The organism is Streptomyces sp. SD15 (genome assembly GCF_054462255.1).
Genome location: NZ_JBTLMO010000039.1, coordinates 27665 through 44886, shown reverse-complemented (window position 1 = coordinate 44886; position 17222 = coordinate 27665). Strand labels below are relative to the sequence as shown.

Annotated in this window: 20 protein-coding genes; 1 reads left to right on the top strand and 19 read right to left on the bottom strand. The window is 69.2% G+C overall.

Annotated features, from left to right (window positions below):
* Nucleotides 1-21: 21 nt before the first annotated feature.
* From ACX28W_RS31355 to rpsB, 5 genes are all read right to left on the bottom strand, one after another.
* Nucleotides 22-1164, bottom strand: coding sequence for a phosphatidate cytidylyltransferase (locus tag ACX28W_RS31355; RefSeq protein WP_459003204.1), 1143 nt, complete (start codon nucleotides 1162-1164; stop codon nucleotides 22-24).
* A complete protein-coding gene (gene frr / locus ACX28W_RS31350) occupies nucleotides 1164-1721 on the bottom strand; it encodes a ribosome recycling factor (protein WP_153288324.1) in 558 nt (185 codons plus the stop codon). The genes ACX28W_RS31355 and frr overlap by 1 nt, the downstream gene beginning before the upstream one ends.
* Nucleotides 1722-1906: 185 nt before the next feature.
* Nucleotides 1907-2677 carry a UMP kinase gene (gene pyrH / locus ACX28W_RS31345; RefSeq protein ID WP_362070763.1) on the bottom strand — a complete coding sequence of 257 codons (771 nt, stop codon included), beginning with the start codon at nucleotides 2675-2677 and terminating at the stop codon, nucleotides 1907-1909.
* 178 nt (nucleotides 2678-2855) lie between these two features.
* Nucleotides 2856-3692, bottom strand: coding sequence for a translation elongation factor Ts (gene tsf, locus ACX28W_RS31340; protein WP_459003202.1), 837 nt, complete (start codon nucleotides 3690-3692; stop codon nucleotides 2856-2858).
* A 95-nt stretch (nucleotides 3693-3787) separates the two neighbouring features.
* On the bottom strand, nucleotides 3788-4705 hold the full coding sequence (rpsB, locus tag ACX28W_RS31335) for a 30S ribosomal protein S2 (RefSeq protein ID WP_459003200.1): 918 nt from the start codon (nucleotides 4703-4705) through the stop codon (nucleotides 3788-3790).
* A gap of 271 nt (nucleotides 4706-4976) precedes the next feature.
* On the opposite strand from rpsB, the gene ACX28W_RS31330 reads away from it, so the two are divergent.
* The gene (locus tag ACX28W_RS31330) at nucleotides 4977-5636 is read left to right on the top strand and encodes a peptidoglycan DD-metalloendopeptidase family protein (RefSeq protein WP_459003198.1); all 660 of its coding nucleotides are present in this window, start codon (nucleotides 4977-4979) and stop codon (nucleotides 5634-5636) included.
* 69 nt (nucleotides 5637-5705) lie between these two features.
* On the opposite strand, the gene ACX28W_RS31325 is transcribed toward ACX28W_RS31330, so the two are convergent.
* The 14 genes from ACX28W_RS31325 to rimM form a co-directional block, all read right to left on the bottom strand.
* A complete protein-coding gene (locus ACX28W_RS31325; RefSeq protein ID WP_459003256.1) occupies nucleotides 5706-6263 on the bottom strand; it encodes a TetR/AcrR family transcriptional regulator in 558 nt (185 codons plus the stop codon).
* Between the two features lie 155 nt (nucleotides 6264-6418).
* A complete protein-coding gene (whiG, locus tag ACX28W_RS31320; protein ID WP_459003197.1) occupies nucleotides 6419-7261 on the bottom strand; it encodes an RNA polymerase sigma factor WhiG in 843 nt (280 codons plus the stop codon).
* Nucleotides 7262-7531: 270 nt separating this feature from the next.
* Nucleotides 7532-8680 (bottom strand): DNA-processing protein DprA, encoded by a 1149-nt coding sequence (gene dprA, locus ACX28W_RS31315; protein WP_459003195.1) that lies wholly within the window; start codon nucleotides 8678-8680, stop codon nucleotides 7532-7534.
* On the bottom strand, nucleotides 8677-10302 hold the full coding sequence (locus ACX28W_RS31310) for a YifB family Mg chelatase-like AAA ATPase (protein WP_459003193.1): 1626 nt from the start codon (nucleotides 10300-10302) through the stop codon (nucleotides 8677-8679). Before ACX28W_RS31310 ends, dprA begins: the two co-directional genes overlap by 4 nt.
* Complete coding sequence (locus tag ACX28W_RS31305) at nucleotides 10302-10676, bottom strand: YraN family protein (RefSeq protein WP_459003191.1); 375 nt, start codon at nucleotides 10674-10676, stop codon at nucleotides 10302-10304. The genes ACX28W_RS31310 and ACX28W_RS31305 overlap by 1 nt, the downstream gene beginning before the upstream one ends.
* A gap of 117 nt (nucleotides 10677-10793) precedes the next feature.
* Complete coding sequence (locus ACX28W_RS31300; RefSeq protein ID WP_003965949.1) at nucleotides 10794-11102, bottom strand: DUF2469 domain-containing protein; 309 nt, start codon at nucleotides 11100-11102, stop codon at nucleotides 10794-10796.
* A gap of 55 nt (nucleotides 11103-11157) precedes the next feature.
* A complete protein-coding gene (locus tag ACX28W_RS31295) occupies nucleotides 11158-11730 on the bottom strand; it encodes an NUDIX hydrolase (protein WP_459003177.1) in 573 nt (190 codons plus the stop codon).
* Nucleotides 11731-11773: 43 nt separating this feature from the next.
* Complete coding sequence (gene lepB, locus ACX28W_RS31290; protein WP_459003175.1) at nucleotides 11774-12520, bottom strand: signal peptidase I; 747 nt, start codon at nucleotides 12518-12520, stop codon at nucleotides 11774-11776.
* 81 nt (nucleotides 12521-12601) lie between these two features.
* Nucleotides 12602-13543 (bottom strand): signal peptidase I, encoded by a 942-nt coding sequence (lepB, locus tag ACX28W_RS31285; RefSeq protein WP_459003173.1) that lies wholly within the window; start codon nucleotides 13541-13543, stop codon nucleotides 12602-12604.
* Nucleotides 13431-14510: a signal peptidase I gene (lepB, locus tag ACX28W_RS31280; protein WP_459003171.1), complete on the bottom strand. Its 1080-nt coding sequence runs from the start codon at nucleotides 14508-14510 to the stop codon at nucleotides 13431-13433. The genes lepB (ACX28W_RS31285) and lepB (ACX28W_RS31280) overlap by 113 nt, the downstream gene beginning before the upstream one ends.
* On the bottom strand, nucleotides 14503-15243 hold the full coding sequence (lepB, locus tag ACX28W_RS31275; protein ID WP_459003169.1) for a signal peptidase I: 741 nt from the start codon (nucleotides 15241-15243) through the stop codon (nucleotides 14503-14505). Before lepB (ACX28W_RS31275) ends, lepB (ACX28W_RS31280) begins: the two co-directional genes overlap by 8 nt.
* Nucleotides 15244-15288: 45 nt before the next feature.
* Nucleotides 15289-15639 carry a 50S ribosomal protein L19 gene (gene rplS / locus ACX28W_RS31270; RefSeq protein ID WP_454406885.1) on the bottom strand — a complete coding sequence of 117 codons (351 nt, stop codon included), beginning with the start codon at nucleotides 15637-15639 and terminating at the stop codon, nucleotides 15289-15291.
* Nucleotides 15640-15771: 132 nt separating this feature from the next.
* On the bottom strand, nucleotides 15772-16605 hold the full coding sequence (gene trmD, locus ACX28W_RS31265; RefSeq protein ID WP_459003168.1) for a tRNA (guanosine(37)-N1)-methyltransferase TrmD: 834 nt from the start codon (nucleotides 16603-16605) through the stop codon (nucleotides 15772-15774).
* A complete protein-coding gene (gene rimM, locus ACX28W_RS31260) occupies nucleotides 16605-17147 on the bottom strand; it encodes a ribosome maturation factor RimM (RefSeq protein ID WP_362070734.1) in 543 nt (180 codons plus the stop codon). The genes trmD and rimM overlap by 1 nt, the downstream gene beginning before the upstream one ends.
* Between the last annotated feature and the right edge of the window lie 75 nt (nucleotides 17148-17222).

Below are 17222 nucleotides of genomic sequence, written 5' to 3'. Positions count from 1 at the left end.
GCTGCCGGACCCTCGTACGGATCAGCCGGAGCCGACGAAGAGCACCAGCAGCAGCCACACCACCGGTGCCGTCGGCAACAGGGAATCCAGCCGGTCCATGATGCCGCCGTGCCCCGGCAGCAACGTGCCCATGTCCTTGATGCCCAGGTCCCGCTTGATCATGGACTCGCCGAGGTCGCCGAGCGTGGCGCTGGCCGCGACCGCGAGGCCGAGCAGCAGACCCTGCCACCAGGTGCCGTCCTCGATCAGGAACTGCATGCACAGCGCACCCGCGGCCATCGCGAAGGTGACCGCTCCGATCAGACCCTCGCGGGTCTTGCCGGGGCTGATGCGCGGTGCCAGCTTGCGCTTGCCGAAGCGCCAGCCGATCGCGTACGCACCGGTGTCGCTGACGACCGTCAGCAGCAGAAACGTCAGAACGCGGCGCGGGCCGTCGTCCGCGGCGAGCATGAGCGCGACGAACGTGGCCAGGAACGGCACGTAGAAGGCCGCGAAGACCCCCGCCGTGACGTCCTTGAGGTAGCCCTCGGGCGGTTCGGTCATCCGCCAGACCAGGACCGCGAGCGCGGTGAGCGCCATGGCGACCCACGCGCCCTCGGCACCCCGGACGTAACCGGCGACGACCATCGCCGCTCCGCCGACCGCCAGCGGCACGAGCGGCGCCTTGATGCCCTTGCGCTCCGCGAGCCTTGACGTGAGCTCCCACAGGCCCACCACCACGGCGACCGCCACCACACCGACGAACACGGCCTTGACGACGAACAACGACGCGACGATCACCGCACCGAGCCCGACGCCCACCCCTATCGCGGCACCCAGATCGCGGCCCGCGCTCTTCTTCTGCGGTGCGGGGGCGGGCTGTGGGGCGGCGCTGGGCATGGGCTCCTGCGGACTCTGCGGGTTGTGCGACGGGGCCCCATAGGGCGCCGCCTGCGGTGTGTCGTCGCGGACCGCGGGACCGCTCAGCCGAGCGGCCCCCCGGTCGCCATCCTGGTCTCCGCCATGTGTGGGTACGTCATCGGGCACGATGGGCATGGGCCGAGTGTGCTGCGCGTGATGCGCATCGTACGTGGGACCCGCCGGGGCTGCCCCCTGGGCAGGCCCCTGCGCGGACGGCCCCCAGTACCCGGCTTGTGGCGGCGCCCCCCAGGAAGAGTCGTTCATCAGACCTCGAGCAGCTCCGCTTCCTTGTGCTTCAGGAGCTCGTCCACCTGGGCGACGTACTTCGCGGTGGTGTCGTCGAGCTCCTTCTCCGCACGGCGGCCCTCGTCCTCGCCGACCTCGCCGTCCTTGATCAGCTTGTCGATGGTCTCCTTCGCCTTGCGGCGCACGGAGCGGATCGAGATCTTGGCGTCCTCACCCTTGGTCTTGGCGACCTTGATGAACTCCTTGCGGCGCTCCTGGGTGAGCTCGGGGAACACCACTCGGATGATGCTGCCGTCGTTGCTCGGGTTGACACCCAGGTCGGAGTCGCGGATCGCTTGCTCGATGTTGCGCAGCGCGCTCTTGTCGAACGGGGTCACCACGGCCATGCGCGGCTCGGGTACCGCGAACGAGGCCAGCTGGTTGATCGGCGTCAGCGCGCCGTAGTAGTCGGCCACGATCTTGTTGAACATCGCCGGGTGCGCACGACCGGTGCGGATCGCGGCGAAGTCCTCCTTGGCGACCACGACGGCCTTCTCCATCTTCTCCTCGGCCTCGAGGAGGGTCTCTTCGATCACCACTTGCTCCTGCGTGTCTTGAGTAGGCCCGGCAGCTGTTCCTTGTCGGGGTGCGGCCGGCTGCGTCGCGTCTTATTCCTGCACGGTTCCCGACCGGCAGGACATTGTCCATCCCCCGGTCAGGGTCCGTACTCGGCCGGGGTGCGTCCCCGGTCGGGGTTGGTCCCCGTCAGGGTGCTCCCCGGTCAGGCCCGGCCGCTTTGGTCACCCACGAGTGTGCCGATCTTCTCACCCTTGACGGCGCGCGCGATATTGCCCTCCGCCAGGAGCTCGAAGACCAGGATCGGCAGCGCGTTGTCGCGGCACAGCGTGATGGCGGTCATGTCGGCGACCTTGAGGTCGCGGGTGATGACCTCGCCGTAGCTGAGCGAGTCGAACTTGACGGCCTCGGGGTTGGTCTTGGGGTCGGAGTCGTAGACCCCGTCCACACCGTTCTTGCCCATCAGCAGGGCCTCGGCGTCGATCTCCAGGGCGCGCTGGGCGGCGGTGGTGTCGGTGGAGAAGTACGGCATGCCCATACCGGCGCCGAAGATGACCACACGGCCCTTCTCCAGGTGCCGTACGGCACGCAACGGGATGTACGGCTCGGCGACCTGCCCCATGGTGATGGCGGTCTGTACGCGGCTGTCGATGCCCTCCTTCTCCAGGAAGTCCTGGAGGGCGAGGCAGTTCATGACCGTGCCGAGCATGCCCATGTAGTCGGAGCGGGCCCGGTCCATGCCGCGCTGCTGGAGTTCGGCGCCGCGGAAGAAGTTGCCGCCGCCGATGACGACGGCGATCTGGGCTCCGCCGCGCACGACTGCCGCGATCTCGCGGGCGATCTTGTGCACCACGTCGGGATCCACGCCCAGTCCGCCGCCACCGGCGAACGCCTCGCCGGAAAGCTTCAGCAGAAAGCGTCCCGCGCCTTTGCCCTCGTCGGTCTTCTCGCCCTGGTCGGCCTGGGTGGTGGTCATGGAGATCTCCTCATGGTGCACATACGAAGAAGGCCATTGCCGGTGGGTGCTGGCTCCCATGCGCGGCAATGGCCTCCTCGTCAGATCTGCTGTCGTCCGGAACGCACGCGCGCGTGCCGGCGTACGCGGACGACTGCTGTCGACCCTAGCGGGGTCGCGTGTCGATCGCGGTACGGACTCAGATGCCGACCTTGATGCGCGTGAAGCGCTTCAGGGTGACACCGGCCTCGTCCAGGACCTTCTGAACGGACTTCTTCTGGTCCAGCGCGTAGGGCTGGCCCAGCAGGGTGGCCTCCTTGAAGAAGCCGTTGACGCGACCCTCGACGATCTTCGGGAGCGCGGCCTCGGGCTTGCCCTCGGCGCGCGTGGTCTCCTCGGCGACGCGGCGCTCGGACTCGACGACCTCGGCCGGGACGTCCTCCTTGGAGAGGTACTTCGGCGAGAAGGCGGCGATGTGCTGCGCGATGCCCTTGGCGAGGTCGGCGTCGGCCTTGTCCAGCTCGACCAGAACACCGATCTGCGGGGGCAGGTCGGGCATGGTGCGGTGCATGTACGAGGAGACGTAGACGCCGGCGAACTGCGCGAAGCGGTCCAGGACGATCTTCTCGCCCAGGTTGGCGTTGGCCTCGTCGACGAACGCCTGAACCGTCTTGCCGGCCTCGATCTCGGAGCCGAGGAGCGCGTCGAGGTCGGCCGGGGAGGTCTTGACGACGTGCTCGGCGATCTGGTTGGCGACGGCCTGGAACTTCTCGCCCTTGGCGACGAAGTCCGTCTCGCACTTCAGCTCGACCAGGACACCGGAGGTGTTGTCGTCAGCAATGATGGAAACCACAGCGCCGTTCTCGGCGGAGCGGCCCTCGCGCTTGGCGACGCCCTTCTGGCCCTTGATGCGCAGCGCCTCGACGGCCTTGTCGACGTGGCCGTCGGCCTCGTCCAGCGCCTTCTTGCAGTCCATCATGCCGGCGCCGGTGAGCTCACGGAGCTTCTTGACGTCGGCGGCGGTGTAGTTCGCCATGATTCCTGGAATCTCTCTCGAAGTCTGAAGATCTACGGACGGAACGGCGGGGGCTTGGTGTGCCCCCGCCGTCCGTAACCCGAAGGGGTGAGGGGTCAGGCCTGCTCGGCGTCCGCGGCCGGGGCCTCGGCGACGGGGGCCTCGGCGGCCGGCTCGACAGCGGCCTCAGCCGGCGTCTCGGCCTCGGCAGCGGGGGCCTCTGCGGCCGGAGCCTCAGCGGGGGCCTCGGCCTCGTCGGCCTTCTTCTCGCCCTCGAGCAGGTCGCGCTCCCATGCGGCGAGCGGCTCGCCCGCAGCCTTGTCACCCTCGGCCTTGCCGGCACCGGAGCGGGCGATGAGGCCCTCGGCGACGGCGTCGGCGATCACGCGGGTGAGCAGGGTGACGGAACGGATCGCGTCGTCGTTGCCCGGGATCTTGTAGTCGACCTCGTCGGGGTCACAGTTGGTGTCGAGGATGGCGACGACCGGAATGTTGAGCTTCCGGGCCTCGCCGACCGCGATGTGCTCCTTCTTAGTGTCCACGATCCAGACGGCGCTGGGCACCTTCTGCATCTCGCGGATACCACCGAGGGTCTTCTCCAGCTTGGCCTTCTCGCGCGAGAGCACGAGAAGCTCCTTCTTGGTCAGACCGGAAGCGGCGACGTCCTCGAAGTCGATCTGCTCGAGCTCCTTGAGGCGCTGCAGACGCTTGTAGACGGTGGAGAAGTTGGTGAGCATGCCGCCCAGCCAGCGCTGGTTGACGTAGGGCATGCCGACGCGGGTGGCCTGCTCCGCGATGGCCTCCTGCGCCTGCTTCTTCGTGCCGACGAACATGACCGTGCCGCCGTGGGCGACGGTCTCCTTGACGAACTCGTAGGCGCGGTCGATGTACGACAGCGACTGGAGCAGGTCGATGATGTAGATGCCGTTGCGCTCGGTGAAGATGAAGCGCTTCATCTTCGGGTTCCAGCGACGGGTCTGGTGACCGAAGTGGACGCCGCTTTCCAGCAGCTCCCGCATCGTGACGACGGCCATGGCCGTTCTCCTTGGTGTTCTCGGTTGTGCCGCGTGTGCCGGACGGCACTCGCGCCTGACGCCCGCGATGCGCCTTGCCACGAGGGACCGAGGGGCGCTGACACCGGCTTTTGATGACCGAATGTCGGGGCGTGCGAAGTCGACCCGGTGACCCGGATCGCCATCAGAAGTGTACGGGACCCGCGAGGTGCAGGGTGACGCCGCTGTCCACAACCGGCCGGTGATCCACAGATCCCGGCCGTGATCCGCCCCCATGCGGGACGGTTCTCGCATGCGAGCGAAACGATGTGCGCGTACGTGGCTGGGGTTGCTGTTGGGAATGACGCTGACCGTCCTGGGCACGCTGACCCCGTCCGCCCTGGCCCGGACGAACGGTCCGGCGCCCCCGGCCCCCACCGGTCCACCCGGCCCCGCAGGGCCACAGCCACCTGGCCCCGACACGACGGTCCCGACGACAGTCGCCCGCCTCTGGCCGGTGGGTCTGCGCCCCACGGTCCTACGATCCTGGGACCCCCCGGCGACGCCCTACGGCCGCGGCCACCGCGGCGTGGACCTCGCGGCGGCCCCCGGCTCCCCGGTCCGGGCCGTCTCCCCTGGTCGCGTCTCCTTCGCGGGCCGTGTCGCCGGCCGGGGCGTGGTCTCGGTGGAACTGGCCGGCACCGGCACCCCACCCTTGCGCACGACTTTCACCCCCGTACGGGGGACGGTGAGGAAAGGCGACGAGGTGGCGACGGGCGAGGTGCTGGGCACGCTCGAAGTACCGGGCACGCGCGAACCGGGGGGCTCCCACTGCCCCGTCTCATGCCTGCACTGGGGCCTGCTCAGAGCGAAGACCTACCTGAACCCGCTGTCCTTGCTGCCCCCGGGCCTGCTGCACAGACGCCCGTCCCGCCTGCTGCCGGTGATCGGGGTGCCGTCACAGCCGTCCTGAGTGCGGGGATGCGTGCCACTGGGGTGGGGTCCCCGCCGAACTCAGCGGGTGCCCGGACGCGGACGGGCCTCAGCCCCGAACCCCCCGCAGGGCCATGGCGACGGCCGCCTCCGTGATCACGCCGGGATCCTCCGCCGCCCCCAGCTCGATACGCCGCACAGCGGCATCGACCACACCCTGGAGAAGCATCGCGGCCAGCCGTGGCTCAGCGTGCCCGATCTCCCGCAGCGCATCGACGATCATCGTGACGAGCGCACCATGAGCGGCACGGATCTTCTCCCGGGCCCCGGCGTCGAGCTCGCTCGCGGAGATGGCCACCACGGCGCGGTGCCGCCGGTCGCCGACCAGCGCCAGCTGCTGCCGGACATAGGCCTCGACCTTGGCCTCTGGGGCTCCCACCTGCTCCATCGCCGCCGAGACCTCGGCCGCCCACAGGGGAAAGTCGACCTCGCACAGCTCTTCGACCACAGCCGCCCGAGACCGGAAGTACTCATACACGGAGGACCGCGCGAGCCCCGTGCGCTCCGCGAGAGCCGGGAAGGTCAGCGCCTCCGTCCCGCCCTCGGACAGCAGGGACCGCGCCGCGTCCAGCAGGGCGGCTCGCTGCATCGACCGGTGCTCGGCCACGGAGGCCGCTCGAATCCTTGGCACGCCCTCCACTTTACGGACGGACCGCTCCGAACGGCAGCCACTGCGACCACCCGAAAGGATCGCGCCATCGACACACCGGCAACAGACCAGGGACGCGGCAGAGACGATTCAGCACCCCTCCACTGTCGAGGTCAGCGGGCGAAACTCGCCAGCTTCGCCCGCAGCTGGAGCACGGATTTGGTGTGAATCTGGCTCACCCTGCTCTCGGTCACGCCCAGGACGTTCCCGATCTCCGCGAGCGTGAGCCCCTCGTAGTAGTAGAGCGTGACCACGGTCTTCTCCCGCTCGGGCAACGTATTGATCGCCCGCGCCAGAAACCTCCGCAGCTCCCGGTCCTCGGCGACCTCCACCGGGTTGTCGGCCGCGGTGTCCTCCAGCGTGTCCATCAGACTCAGTCGGTCACCGCCCTCCCCGCCGACATGCAGGAGTTCCTCCAGCGCCACCACGTTCGCCAGCGACAACTGGCTGAAGACCGCGTGGAGTTCCTCCACCCCGATCCCCATCTCACGGGCCACCTCCCCCTCCGACGGAGTGCGCCGCAGCCGCGCCTCCAGCGTCGCGTACGCCCGCTCGACATTGCGCGCCTTCTGCCGCACGGACCGCGGAATCCAGTCCAGCGCCCGCAGTTCGTCGATCATCGCGCCCCGGATCCGCGTGATCGCGTACGTCTCGAACTTGATCTCCCGTTCGATGTCGAACTTCTCGATCGCGTCGATCAGCCCGAACACCCCCGACGACACGAAGTCCGCCTGCTCCACATTGGCCGGCAGACCCACACTCACCCGGCCCGCCACATATTTCACCAACGGCGAGTAGTGCAGGATCAGCTGCTCGCGCAGCCGCTCGTCCCCCGTCGCCTTGTACGACCGCCACAACTCGTCGACCGTCGAGGGAGCGGGCGGGCGCACGCTACCGCCGTCGCGCGCGGCTGGGGGGATCGCCGCCCGATCGGGCCCGGAGGTGTGCTGGGGCATTCGTCGCCTTGTGCCGTTCTGCCGTGAACTGGGAGTGCCTGGGTGAGCTGTCGCTCTGATGTCGAGTTGCCTCTCTACGTCGGAATCCACGTGAGCGTAGCGTGACTGAAGTGTCGCAGTGCGCGAAGGGCAGAGGTTCAGCCGTGCGCAGATACGTTCCGCTGGGCCTCCCCCGGGTCACGTTCGTCGCACTGCGTGATCGGCGAGAGAGGTCAACTGCGCGTAATGCCAAGGCTATCGGCGTTCGCCCGGACGGCCGAACACGCTCGGTCAGCACCCGTGGCGATCGTCCCGGACCGAGATCATCGCCTGGCGTGTCAACTTCCAGCCGTCGCCGTGTCGTTCGACGAAGCCAAGTGAGCGGAGTTCGTACAGCCTCCCGACCACGTCGTCCGTCGTGGTCCGCGCCCCGCGGGCGATCTCGTCCACCGCCGCCAGACCGCGGGCCGGCAGCGCGGCCAGCACGCGTCCGGCGCCCGGATCCAGCAGGTCGCGCGGCAGCACGGGCCCGCGCCGGTCCGGGGCCAGCTCACCCATGCCACCCACCAGTTCGGCGACTTCCGCGGCGTCGCTGACCAGGACCGCTTCCCCGCGCAGCAGTTCGTGCACCCCGGCCGACAGCCCACTGGTGACCGGGCCCGGCACCCCCATCGTGAACCGCCCGAGGCGCTGCGCCGCCCGCGCCGTGACCAGCGCCCCACTGCGGTACGCGGCCTCGACGACCACGGTTCCCCGGGTGAGCGCGGCGATGACCCTGTTCCTGAGGATGAATCTGCTCGGCGTGGGATGGTCACCTGGCGGCAACTCCCCTACGACCAGACCTTGCTCGGCGATTCTGTTGATCAACCCGGTGTGCCCGCGCGGATAGGGCCGGTCGACGCCGCAGGCCAGCACGGCGACAGTAGCCCCGCCCGCCCCGAGGGCCCCTCGGTGCACAGCTCCGTCCACTCCGTAGGCGCCGCCCGACACCACCACCCAGCCCCGCTCCGCGAGCCCGGCGCCGAGGGTGGCCGCCATATGGGCACCGTACTCGGTACAGGCCCGCGCTCCGACGACCGCAACCGACCGCAGTGCCCACATCCGCAGGCTGGGCAGCCCCCGGACCCAGAGGCCGGTGGGCCGGGTGTCCCCGAGATCGTCGAGCTGCGCAGGCCACTCGGAGTCCCCGGGGCACACGAATCGCGCTCCGGCGTCCTGCGCCGCCGCGAGGTCCCGCTCCGGGTCGGCCCGCTCGGCCCGGGCCCGCAGCCCCGCCCACCGCTTGTCCGTCATCCCTGGTGGCCGCACCCCACCGCCGACGAGCCGCCGGACCGCCTCCTCGGCCCCGACCTCACGCAGCCAGCGCCCGCAGATCTCGTCCCCCGGTTCGACGACTCGCGCGAGAATGGCCCGGTGGAGCCGCTCGTCGTCCTGGCTCACGACGACGCGCCGATCGCCATCGGCACCCCGCGTGGAACCCCGGTGCGCAGTTGCAGGGCTAGGGCGACGTCCGTCGCGTCGGGCCGGTCGTGTCCCACCAGGTCCGCGACGGTCCAGGCGACGCGCAAGACCCGGTCGAGGCCACGGGCGGTCAGAACGCCTCGCTCCAGATTCCGCTCCGCCTCGTCCAACGCGCCCAGGCACGCGTACCACCGGCTGCGCAGCTCCCGCCCCGGCACTTCGCCGTTCGTCCGCCAAGGGGTGCCCGTCAGACGCGCGGCGGCCCGCTCCCTGGCTGCCCGCACCCGGTCGGCGACCGTCTCGGTGGATTCGCCCCGCGCGCCGCGCCGGGTCAGCTCGGAGCGCGTGACCCGATCCACCTCGACCCGCAGATCGACCCGGTCGAGCAGCGGCCCGGAAAGCCTGGCCTGGTAGCGGCGGATGGCGGAGGGCGGACACTCGCACAGCACGTCCACCTGCGAGAAACGGCCGCAGGGGCAGGGATTCGCCGCCAGCACCATCAGGAACCGCGCCGGAAACCGCACCACACCCGCGCTGCGCGCGATCACCACATGCCCCGCCTCCAGAGGCTGGCGCAACGCGTCGAGGGCTTGGCTGCTGAACTCCGGGGTCTCATCCAAAAAGAGCACCCCCCGGTGGGCCAGCGACACCGCGCCCGGTCGTGCGACCCCCTGGCCCCCTCCGACGAGCGCCTGCATGGTCGCCGAATGGTGCGGGGCGCAGTAGGGAGCGAGGTCGACCAGCGGCTTGCCCGGTGGCAGCAGGCCCGCAATTGAGTGGACGGCCGTGACCTCGAGGGATTCACTTCTGACGAGCCGGGGCAGGATGGCCGGCAGTCGCTCGGCGAGCATGGTCTTGCCCGCTCCCGGTGGGCCTTCCAGGAAGAGATGGTGCCCGCCTGCCGCCGCCACCTCCACGGCGGTCCGTGCCGAGAGCTGACCCACGACATCGGCGAGGTCGTGGCCGTGATCGTGCTGGGCGCCGCCCAAGCTGTGGATGCCCGTGGCCGCGCCCGTGCCCGGCATGCGCAGGCCTGCCAGCAACGGATCCGGCCGCCCCTGCTCGTCCGGATCCTCGTCGGGCACCGGCTCGTCCGTGAGGACGGCGATCAGCTGGCGCAGACTGCGCACCCCGAGCACCGAGATCCCCGGCACCAGCGAGGCCTCGGCCGCCGCGCACTCGGGTACCACCACCTGCTCGTACCCCGAGTCCGCCGCGGCCAGCACCGCCGGCAGCACGCCCCGCACCGGCCGCACCCGGCCGTCCAGGCCCAGCTCCCCGATCATCACGATGTCGGAGAGCACCCGTGGATCGATCCGCTCCGAAGCGCCCAGCACCGCACAGGCCACAGCCAGGTCGAAGCCGCTGCCGCCCTTAGGCACCGATGCAGGGCTCAGCCCCACCGTGAGCTTCTTCTGGGGCCACGACGCGCCGGAATTCACCACCGCCGCGCGAACCCGGTCCTTGCTCTCCGTCAGGCTCTTGTCGGGGAGGCCGACCAGAGTGAACGCCGCGACGCCCGGCTCCAGATCCGCCTGGACCTCGACCACCACGCCCTCTACGCCGACGAGGGCCACCGCACACGTGCGCGCGAATCCCATCAGGCCACCCCCCGCGCGTGCTCGAGCACGGGTGCGCCGCGCTCGGGGAGAACGACTCCGATCAGATCGATGCGGACGCCGCCGGGTGGGGCTCCGCCGTGTTCCTGGAGCCAGCGTTCCGCCAGGCCGCGCAGGCGTAGCGCTTTGGCCGGGGTGACGGCCGCCATCGGGTGTTCGAAGGCCCCCGCCCTGCGGGTCTTGACCTCGCAGACGACGAGCGCGTCGCCGTCGCGGGCCACGATGTCGATCTCACCGGTCCTGCCGCAGCGCCAGTTCCGCGCCAGGACCGTCATCCCGGTCTCGGCCAGCCGCCGCGCGGCCAGGTCCTCGCCGTACTTGCCGAGTGCACTGCGTTGTGCGTTGCGTGTGTTCATGTCGGCACCACCTCCGGCGCCAACATTGCGGCCACTTCGACTTGCTATTGGATCTTGGTGGACAAGCAGCCGACTGTGGACAACTCCGCCACCCGCAGGAGTGGCCCTCGCACGTCATCAGCCGCCCGGCAACTCCAGATCGCTCTTGTTCAGCTCCTCAATGTTCACGTCCTTGAACGTGAGTACCCGTACCTGCTTCACGAAGCGAGCAGGTCGGTACATGTCCCACACCCAGGCGTCCGCCATGGACACCTCGAAAAACACCTCACCCTGGACCGAGTGCACCTGCATCTCGTAGTCATTGGTGAGGTAGAAGCGCCGTTCGGTCTCGATCACATATTTGAACAGACCGACGACATCGCGGTACTCCCGATAGAGCTTCAGCTCCATCTCGGTCTCGTACTTCTCGAGGTCCTCGGCGCTCATGGCATGTTCCCCTTCAGCCGTGCGTCCCCCTATTGTGCGCCAGCCCCGCGAGCCTCTAGACGATTTCGGTGTCGAGGACCTCGGGCCTGGCCGGGGGACCCTCGTCGAGCAGCCTGCGCAGCAGCTCGGCGAGCCTGGTCGGATACACCGTCTCATGTGCCTCGGTCAGTTCCTGGCACGTCCACCAGCGCGCTCCGGCGAGGCTGCGCCGTTCCAGCTCCGTCAGCCCGGCGGCAACAGTGTCCGCCTGGGTCGTACGGGCCAGGAAGTACCACTCGTCCTGGTCCCAGCGGCGCCCCGCGAACGGGAAGGAACACATACGCCGCCACAGCACCGGACCCAGCTCGACCTGGGTGATGCCGGTCTCCTCCGCGAGTTCCCGCAGTGCGGCCTCCTCCCGTGTTTCGGCGCCCTCCAGGCCGCCACCGGGCGTGAACCACCAGTCGTCCGCCGGATCGTCCGGCTCATGCCCGTGCAGCAGCAGAATGCGCTCCTGCGCATCGAGCAGCACCACCCGGGCCACTTTCCGCGGTCCGCCGCCGTACGAGTCCTCGCCCGAGCCGTCGTCCGACTCCCCGGCCGAACCGTCGTCCGATGCCCCCGGCGACACCCCGGACACCCCAGGCATCTCAGGCACCTCAACCTCAGGTACCTCAGACACCCCAGCCGTCTCAGCTGACACCGGCCGGCTCCGTCCGCGTCCGGCCACGTCGGCGGCCCACGCGCTTGGCGATCGGCCCGTACGCCGCTCCGCCCAGTACGAGCACCGCGCCGACCACCACGGCGGCGAGGACCAGTCGCAGCGGCCCCGGCGACGAGATCACGCCGAGCGTCTCGAAGCCCGTGGGACGCGCCAGCATGCCGTCCATGGGCCAGGCCACGGCGTCGACCCGGGCCTTCACCGCGCTGCGCGGCACCGTGCCATTGAAGGCCTCCGTGAGGTGCGCCGTGGAGTCCAGCGAGCCGCTGCGCTCGTCGCCGAGCAGGAACAGCCGTCCCTCGGGGACCTCGACGGTCGGGATCTGGGTCGACTCGGCGGCCTGGCCCTTGGGAAGATACGGTTCGTCGATCTTCTTGCCGTTGACGGTCAGCTTGTCGTCGGTACAGCAGGCGACCGTGTCGCCGCCGACCGCGACGACCCGCTTGACGATGAGTGTGTCGCCCCAGCTCTCCTGCTTGAAGACGACGACGTCGCCGCGCTCGATCTCACTGCCGTCGATCCGCTCGGCCAGGATGCGGTCGCCCGCCTTGATCGTCGGTGCCATCGACTCGGTCGGCACCGTGTAGGGCTGATAGACGATCGCGCCCCAGGCGAAGCCGCCGAGGAAGAGCACACAGCCGAGGGCCACGACCAGCCCCGACAGCACGCTGCCGAGCCGCCCGTGGCCCTCGTCCGTACGACCTGATGTCCTGCTCATCCCAGTGCTCCCCCAACTCGGAGAATCGATTCCCGCGGCCCAGGTGCGGGCCGCGGAAGATCGGCGATCTGGGACGGCACCCTACCCGGCGGTACCCCGCCCAGAAACCCTCGAGTTTCCGGCGGTAAGGCGGCGCCTGCGCCACAGCACCAGCGGCACCGCGCCCGCAAGACCGAGGGCGCCCGGAGCGGCCGCGCTGAGGTTCTGGTCGAAGGTGTCGGGAATCGGCAGCGTGTCCCAGCGGGTGGGCGGCCAGGCGATCACGATGGCACGGCCCACGACGTTGCCCACGGGCACGAAGCCCGCGTTCTTGTCCTGCTGGTGGTAGCGGGAGTCCAGCGAGTTCTGGCGGTGGTCACCCATGACCCAGATTTTGCCCTCGGGTACCTTCACCTTGAACTGGCCGCCCTGGTCGTCGACGCTGCACGGGGTGTTCCCGGCGTACACGTACGGCTCGTTCAGCGCCTTGCCGTTGACCTTCAGCGGGCCTGTTTTGTTGCACTCGATCGTGTCACCCGCGACGCCGATGACCCGCTTGATGAGGTCCTTCTCATCGGCGGACGGCATCAGGCCGATCTTGCTGAGGATCTGCTGCAGGGCGTTCGGATTGGGCGTCGGCTCGCCCGCAAGCCAGCTGGCGGGGTCGTGGAAGACGACCACCTCGCCGCGGCCGGGCTCGGAGCCGAACCACGGGGTGAGCTTGTCGACCAGGACCCGGTCGCCCTGCTGAAGGGTGTTCTGCATCGAGTCCGAGGGGATGGAAAACGCCTGGACCAGGAAGGTCTTGATCAGCAGCGCGAGAACCAACGCGATACCGATGAGGAGCGGGAGTTCCTTCCAGAAGGAGCGCGGCTTCTTGGACTTCGGGTCCTTCTCACCCGGCCCCTGCGTACCGCCACCGACCCCGGAGTCACTCCCGGAGCCGACGACGTCTTCCGTGGCCGGGGCGGCCGATCCGTCGGTTCGCTCCGGCTCCTCGGGGCCATCGTGTCCGGATCGTGCGCCGACCGCCAAATCCCCCACATCCACTCCTTACTCCGTGCCGCCGCCTGCCCCGGATCCGGCGCAGGCCCACCACTCCCATAACGAGCGGGAGTTCCGCAGGGCTCGGGAGCGGGATCAATCCATTCAGATCCGCGGAGGCCACCCTATGCGACGGGCCGAGGGCCGTGGTCGACCCGCTCGGCACGGACGCGTAGGTGTCCGGCTCCTTCAGACGGGTCCAGTGCCCGAAGGGCCAGGCGATGACCATGGCTCTGCCGACGACCGAGTCCTCGGAGACGGTACCGCTGTACTTCTCGGTGCGGTGGTAGCGGGAGTCCGCGGAGTTGGCCCGGTGGTCGCCCATGACCCAGAGGCGCCCCTCGGGCACGGTCACCTCGAAGGCGAAGTCCGACGGCTTGTTGCCGGTGCGGATGTACGGCTCCTCGAGCGGCATGCCGTTGACGGTCACGCGCCCCTGTGTGTCACAGCACTTGACGGTGTCGCCGCCGACCGCGACGACCCGCTTGATCAGGTCCTTGTCGTTGTCCGAAGGCAGCAGACCGATGGCCGTCAGTCCCTCTTTGACCTGCTTGATGACGACGGGGTCTTCCTTCTTCGTGGTCTGCTCCCCGGCGAGCCAGTTCCCCGGGTCCTTGAAGACGACGACGTCGCCACGCTGGGGCTTGGAACCGAACCACGGCGTGAACTTGTCGACGAGCACCCGGTCGCCGATCTGGATCGTGTTCTCCATGGAGCCCGACGGGATCACGAAGGCCTGCACGAGAAAGGTCTTGAGCACCAGGGCTATGAGCACCGCGACGCCTGCGAGGAGGGGTATCTCCTTGACCGCGGAGCGCTGTCTGCGCCGCTTGACCTTGCGCTGGAGCTTGCGGCGCTCGGCGCGGCCGGGCCGGGCCGCCCCGCCGGCGGCGCGGCGGGTTCCGGTGGGCAGCAGGTTGTCGGCCGCATGGCTGGAGACCCCGCGCGGCCTGCCACGGTTACCCATGGGCACCGTCCGCGTTTTTCGACTCGCTCGCCTCCGCGGCGGGCACGCGCGCGTAGCCGACGGGACGCTCCAGCCGGGTCCAGTGGCCCACCGGCCAGGAGATCCAGTCGGCCCTGCCGATGACGTCACCGACGGGGATCATGCCGCCGCCGGGAGACCCGAGGTGGTCGCGGGAATCGCTCGAGTCGCTGCGGTGGTCGCCGAGGAGGAACAGGCTGCCGTCGGGCACGACGACGTCGAAGGCCACGTCGGACGGGCTGTCCCCTGGATACAGAAACGTCGACTCGTCGACCGACCGGCCGTTCACCTCGAGCCTCCCGTCCTTGTCGCAGCAGACCACATGGTCTCCCCCCACACCGACAACGCGCTTGATGTAGTCGGCGTTTCCGAAGTACCCGGTGCCGTCGAACACGACGACGTCGCCCCGCTGCGGCTCAGCACCGAAACGGTACGCCAACTTATTTACGAGAACGCGGTCCCCGATCCTCAATCCGCGCTCCATGGAACTGCTGGGAATCTGGAACGGCTGCATCACGAACTTACTGAACAGCACCAGAAACAGCAGGCAGACCAGCACGGTCAAGGTGATCCGCCCACCTGGGAGCCAGTCCGCGGCCCGGGCCACCAACGCGAAGCGCGACCGACCCTCCATACCCTCTGTGTCCGAGATCTCCTCGGACTCGGTGGGGCGGGAGGAGCGGTCGCGCTCCGTGTGCTGTGCTTCGGTGTCCATCGGAGCCAGATGTTATCCGGCGTCCATATGAACCCCTTCGCGAGCTCAGCTGTCGCGCTTCTCCTTGATCTTCGCGGCCTTGCCGCGCAGGTCGCGCAGGTAGTACAGCTTCGCGCGACGCACGTCACCGCGGGTGACGAGCTCGATCTTCTCGACGATCGGGGTGTGCACCGGGAAGGTGCGCTCGACGCCGACGGAGAAGGAGACCTTGCGGACCGTGAAGGTCTCGCGGACACCGGCGCCCTGGCGGCGGATGACTACGCCCTTGAACTGCTGCACACGGGAGCGGTTGCCCTCGATGACGCGGACGTGGACGTTGACGGTGTCACCCGGGCGGAAGGCCGGGATGTCGCTGCGCAGCGACGCGCTGTCGACGGAGTCGAGCAGGTGAGACATTTCGTCTGCTTTCTTCGCTGATGCCACAGGTCATCAACGGGAGATAGTTTTCCAAGAGGATGCTGCCGCGTCGGGGCGGGCGTCGTGTCCCCCTGTGGCAGGGGCGCACGCCTGGCGACGTACAACAGCGGCCTATTCTTCCATGGCCTCTGGTCTGCGCCAAAATCGACCGTGTGGCACCCCTTCGGGGTCCGGCGCCCAGCCCAGGATCGAGAGCATTTCACGGTCCTTCTTGTCGAAGACGGACGGATCGCAGCGCTCGATGAGGTCGGGTCGATGGGCCGTCGTACGCCGCAGGGCCTCGTCGCGGCGCCAGCGGGCGATCTTTCCGTGGTGGCCGCTGAGCAGCACGTCGGGGATCTCCCGGCCGCGCCACTCGGGGGGCTTGGTGTAAACCGGCCCCTCCAGGAGGTTGGCCATGGCCCCGGGGGCGAAGGAGTCGTCCCGGTGGGACTCGGCATTGCCGAGAACGCCCGGCAACAGCCGCGCCACGGCCTCCGTGACGACCAGGACGGCCGCCTCGCCGCCGGCGAGAACGTAGTCACCGATGGACACCTCGTGGACGGGCATCCGGGTCGCGTACTCGTCGATGACCCGGCGGTCGATGCCCTCATAGCGGGCGGGCGTGAAGATCAGCCAGGGGCGCTCGGAAAGCTCGACGGCGAGTTCCTGGGTGAAAGGGCGTCCGCTGGGCGTGGGCACGACCAGGACGGGCCCGTGGGAGCCCGTCTCGTAGCCGTCCGCCAGTACGGAGTCCAGGGCGTCGCCCCAGGGATCGGTCTTCATGACCATGCCCGGGCCGCCGCCGTACGGAGTGTCGTCGACCGTGTTGTGGCGGTCGTACGTCCACTCCCGAAGATCATGCACGTGCACATTCAGCTGTCCACGCGCGCGTGCCTTGCCGACGAGCGAGACGTTCAGGGGGTCCAGGTACTCGGGGAAGATCGTGACGACGTCGAGCCGCATTACGCCTCGCCCTGGGGGGAATCAATCTCGGCCTGATCATCGATCAGCCCTGGCGGCGGGTCGATGACGGCCCGCTGCTCCTCCAGGTCGATCTCGATGACGATCTCCTCGACGAACGGGATCAGGGCCTCGGTCCCGTCCGGCCGCTCGACCACGAACAGGTCCTGCGAGGGCAGGTGCGAGATCTCCGTGATCCGTCCGACCTCCGCACCGTCCTTGGTAACCACGTCCAGGTCCATCAGCTGGTGGTCGTAGTACTCGTCCGGGTCCTCGGGCTGCTCGTCCGGGTCGACCTCCGCGATCAGGAGGGTGTTGCGCAGCGCCTCGGCGGCGTTCCGGTCACGTACGCCTTCGAAGCGCAGCAGAAGACGGCCACTGTGGACGCGGCCCGTCTCGATGGTCAGTGGTCCGGCGGAGGCCGGGTCGGTGAGCAGGACGGCGCCGGGCCCGAGCCTGAGTTCCGGCTCGTCCGTACGTACCTCCACGGTGACCTCGCCCTTGATGCCGTGGGCGCGGCCGACGCGAGCGACTACCAGCTGCACTGTGCTTGATCTCCTGTCGATACGACTACGGGCCGGGGAGGGCTCATGAGCCCTCCCCGGCCCGAGCCGGTGCTG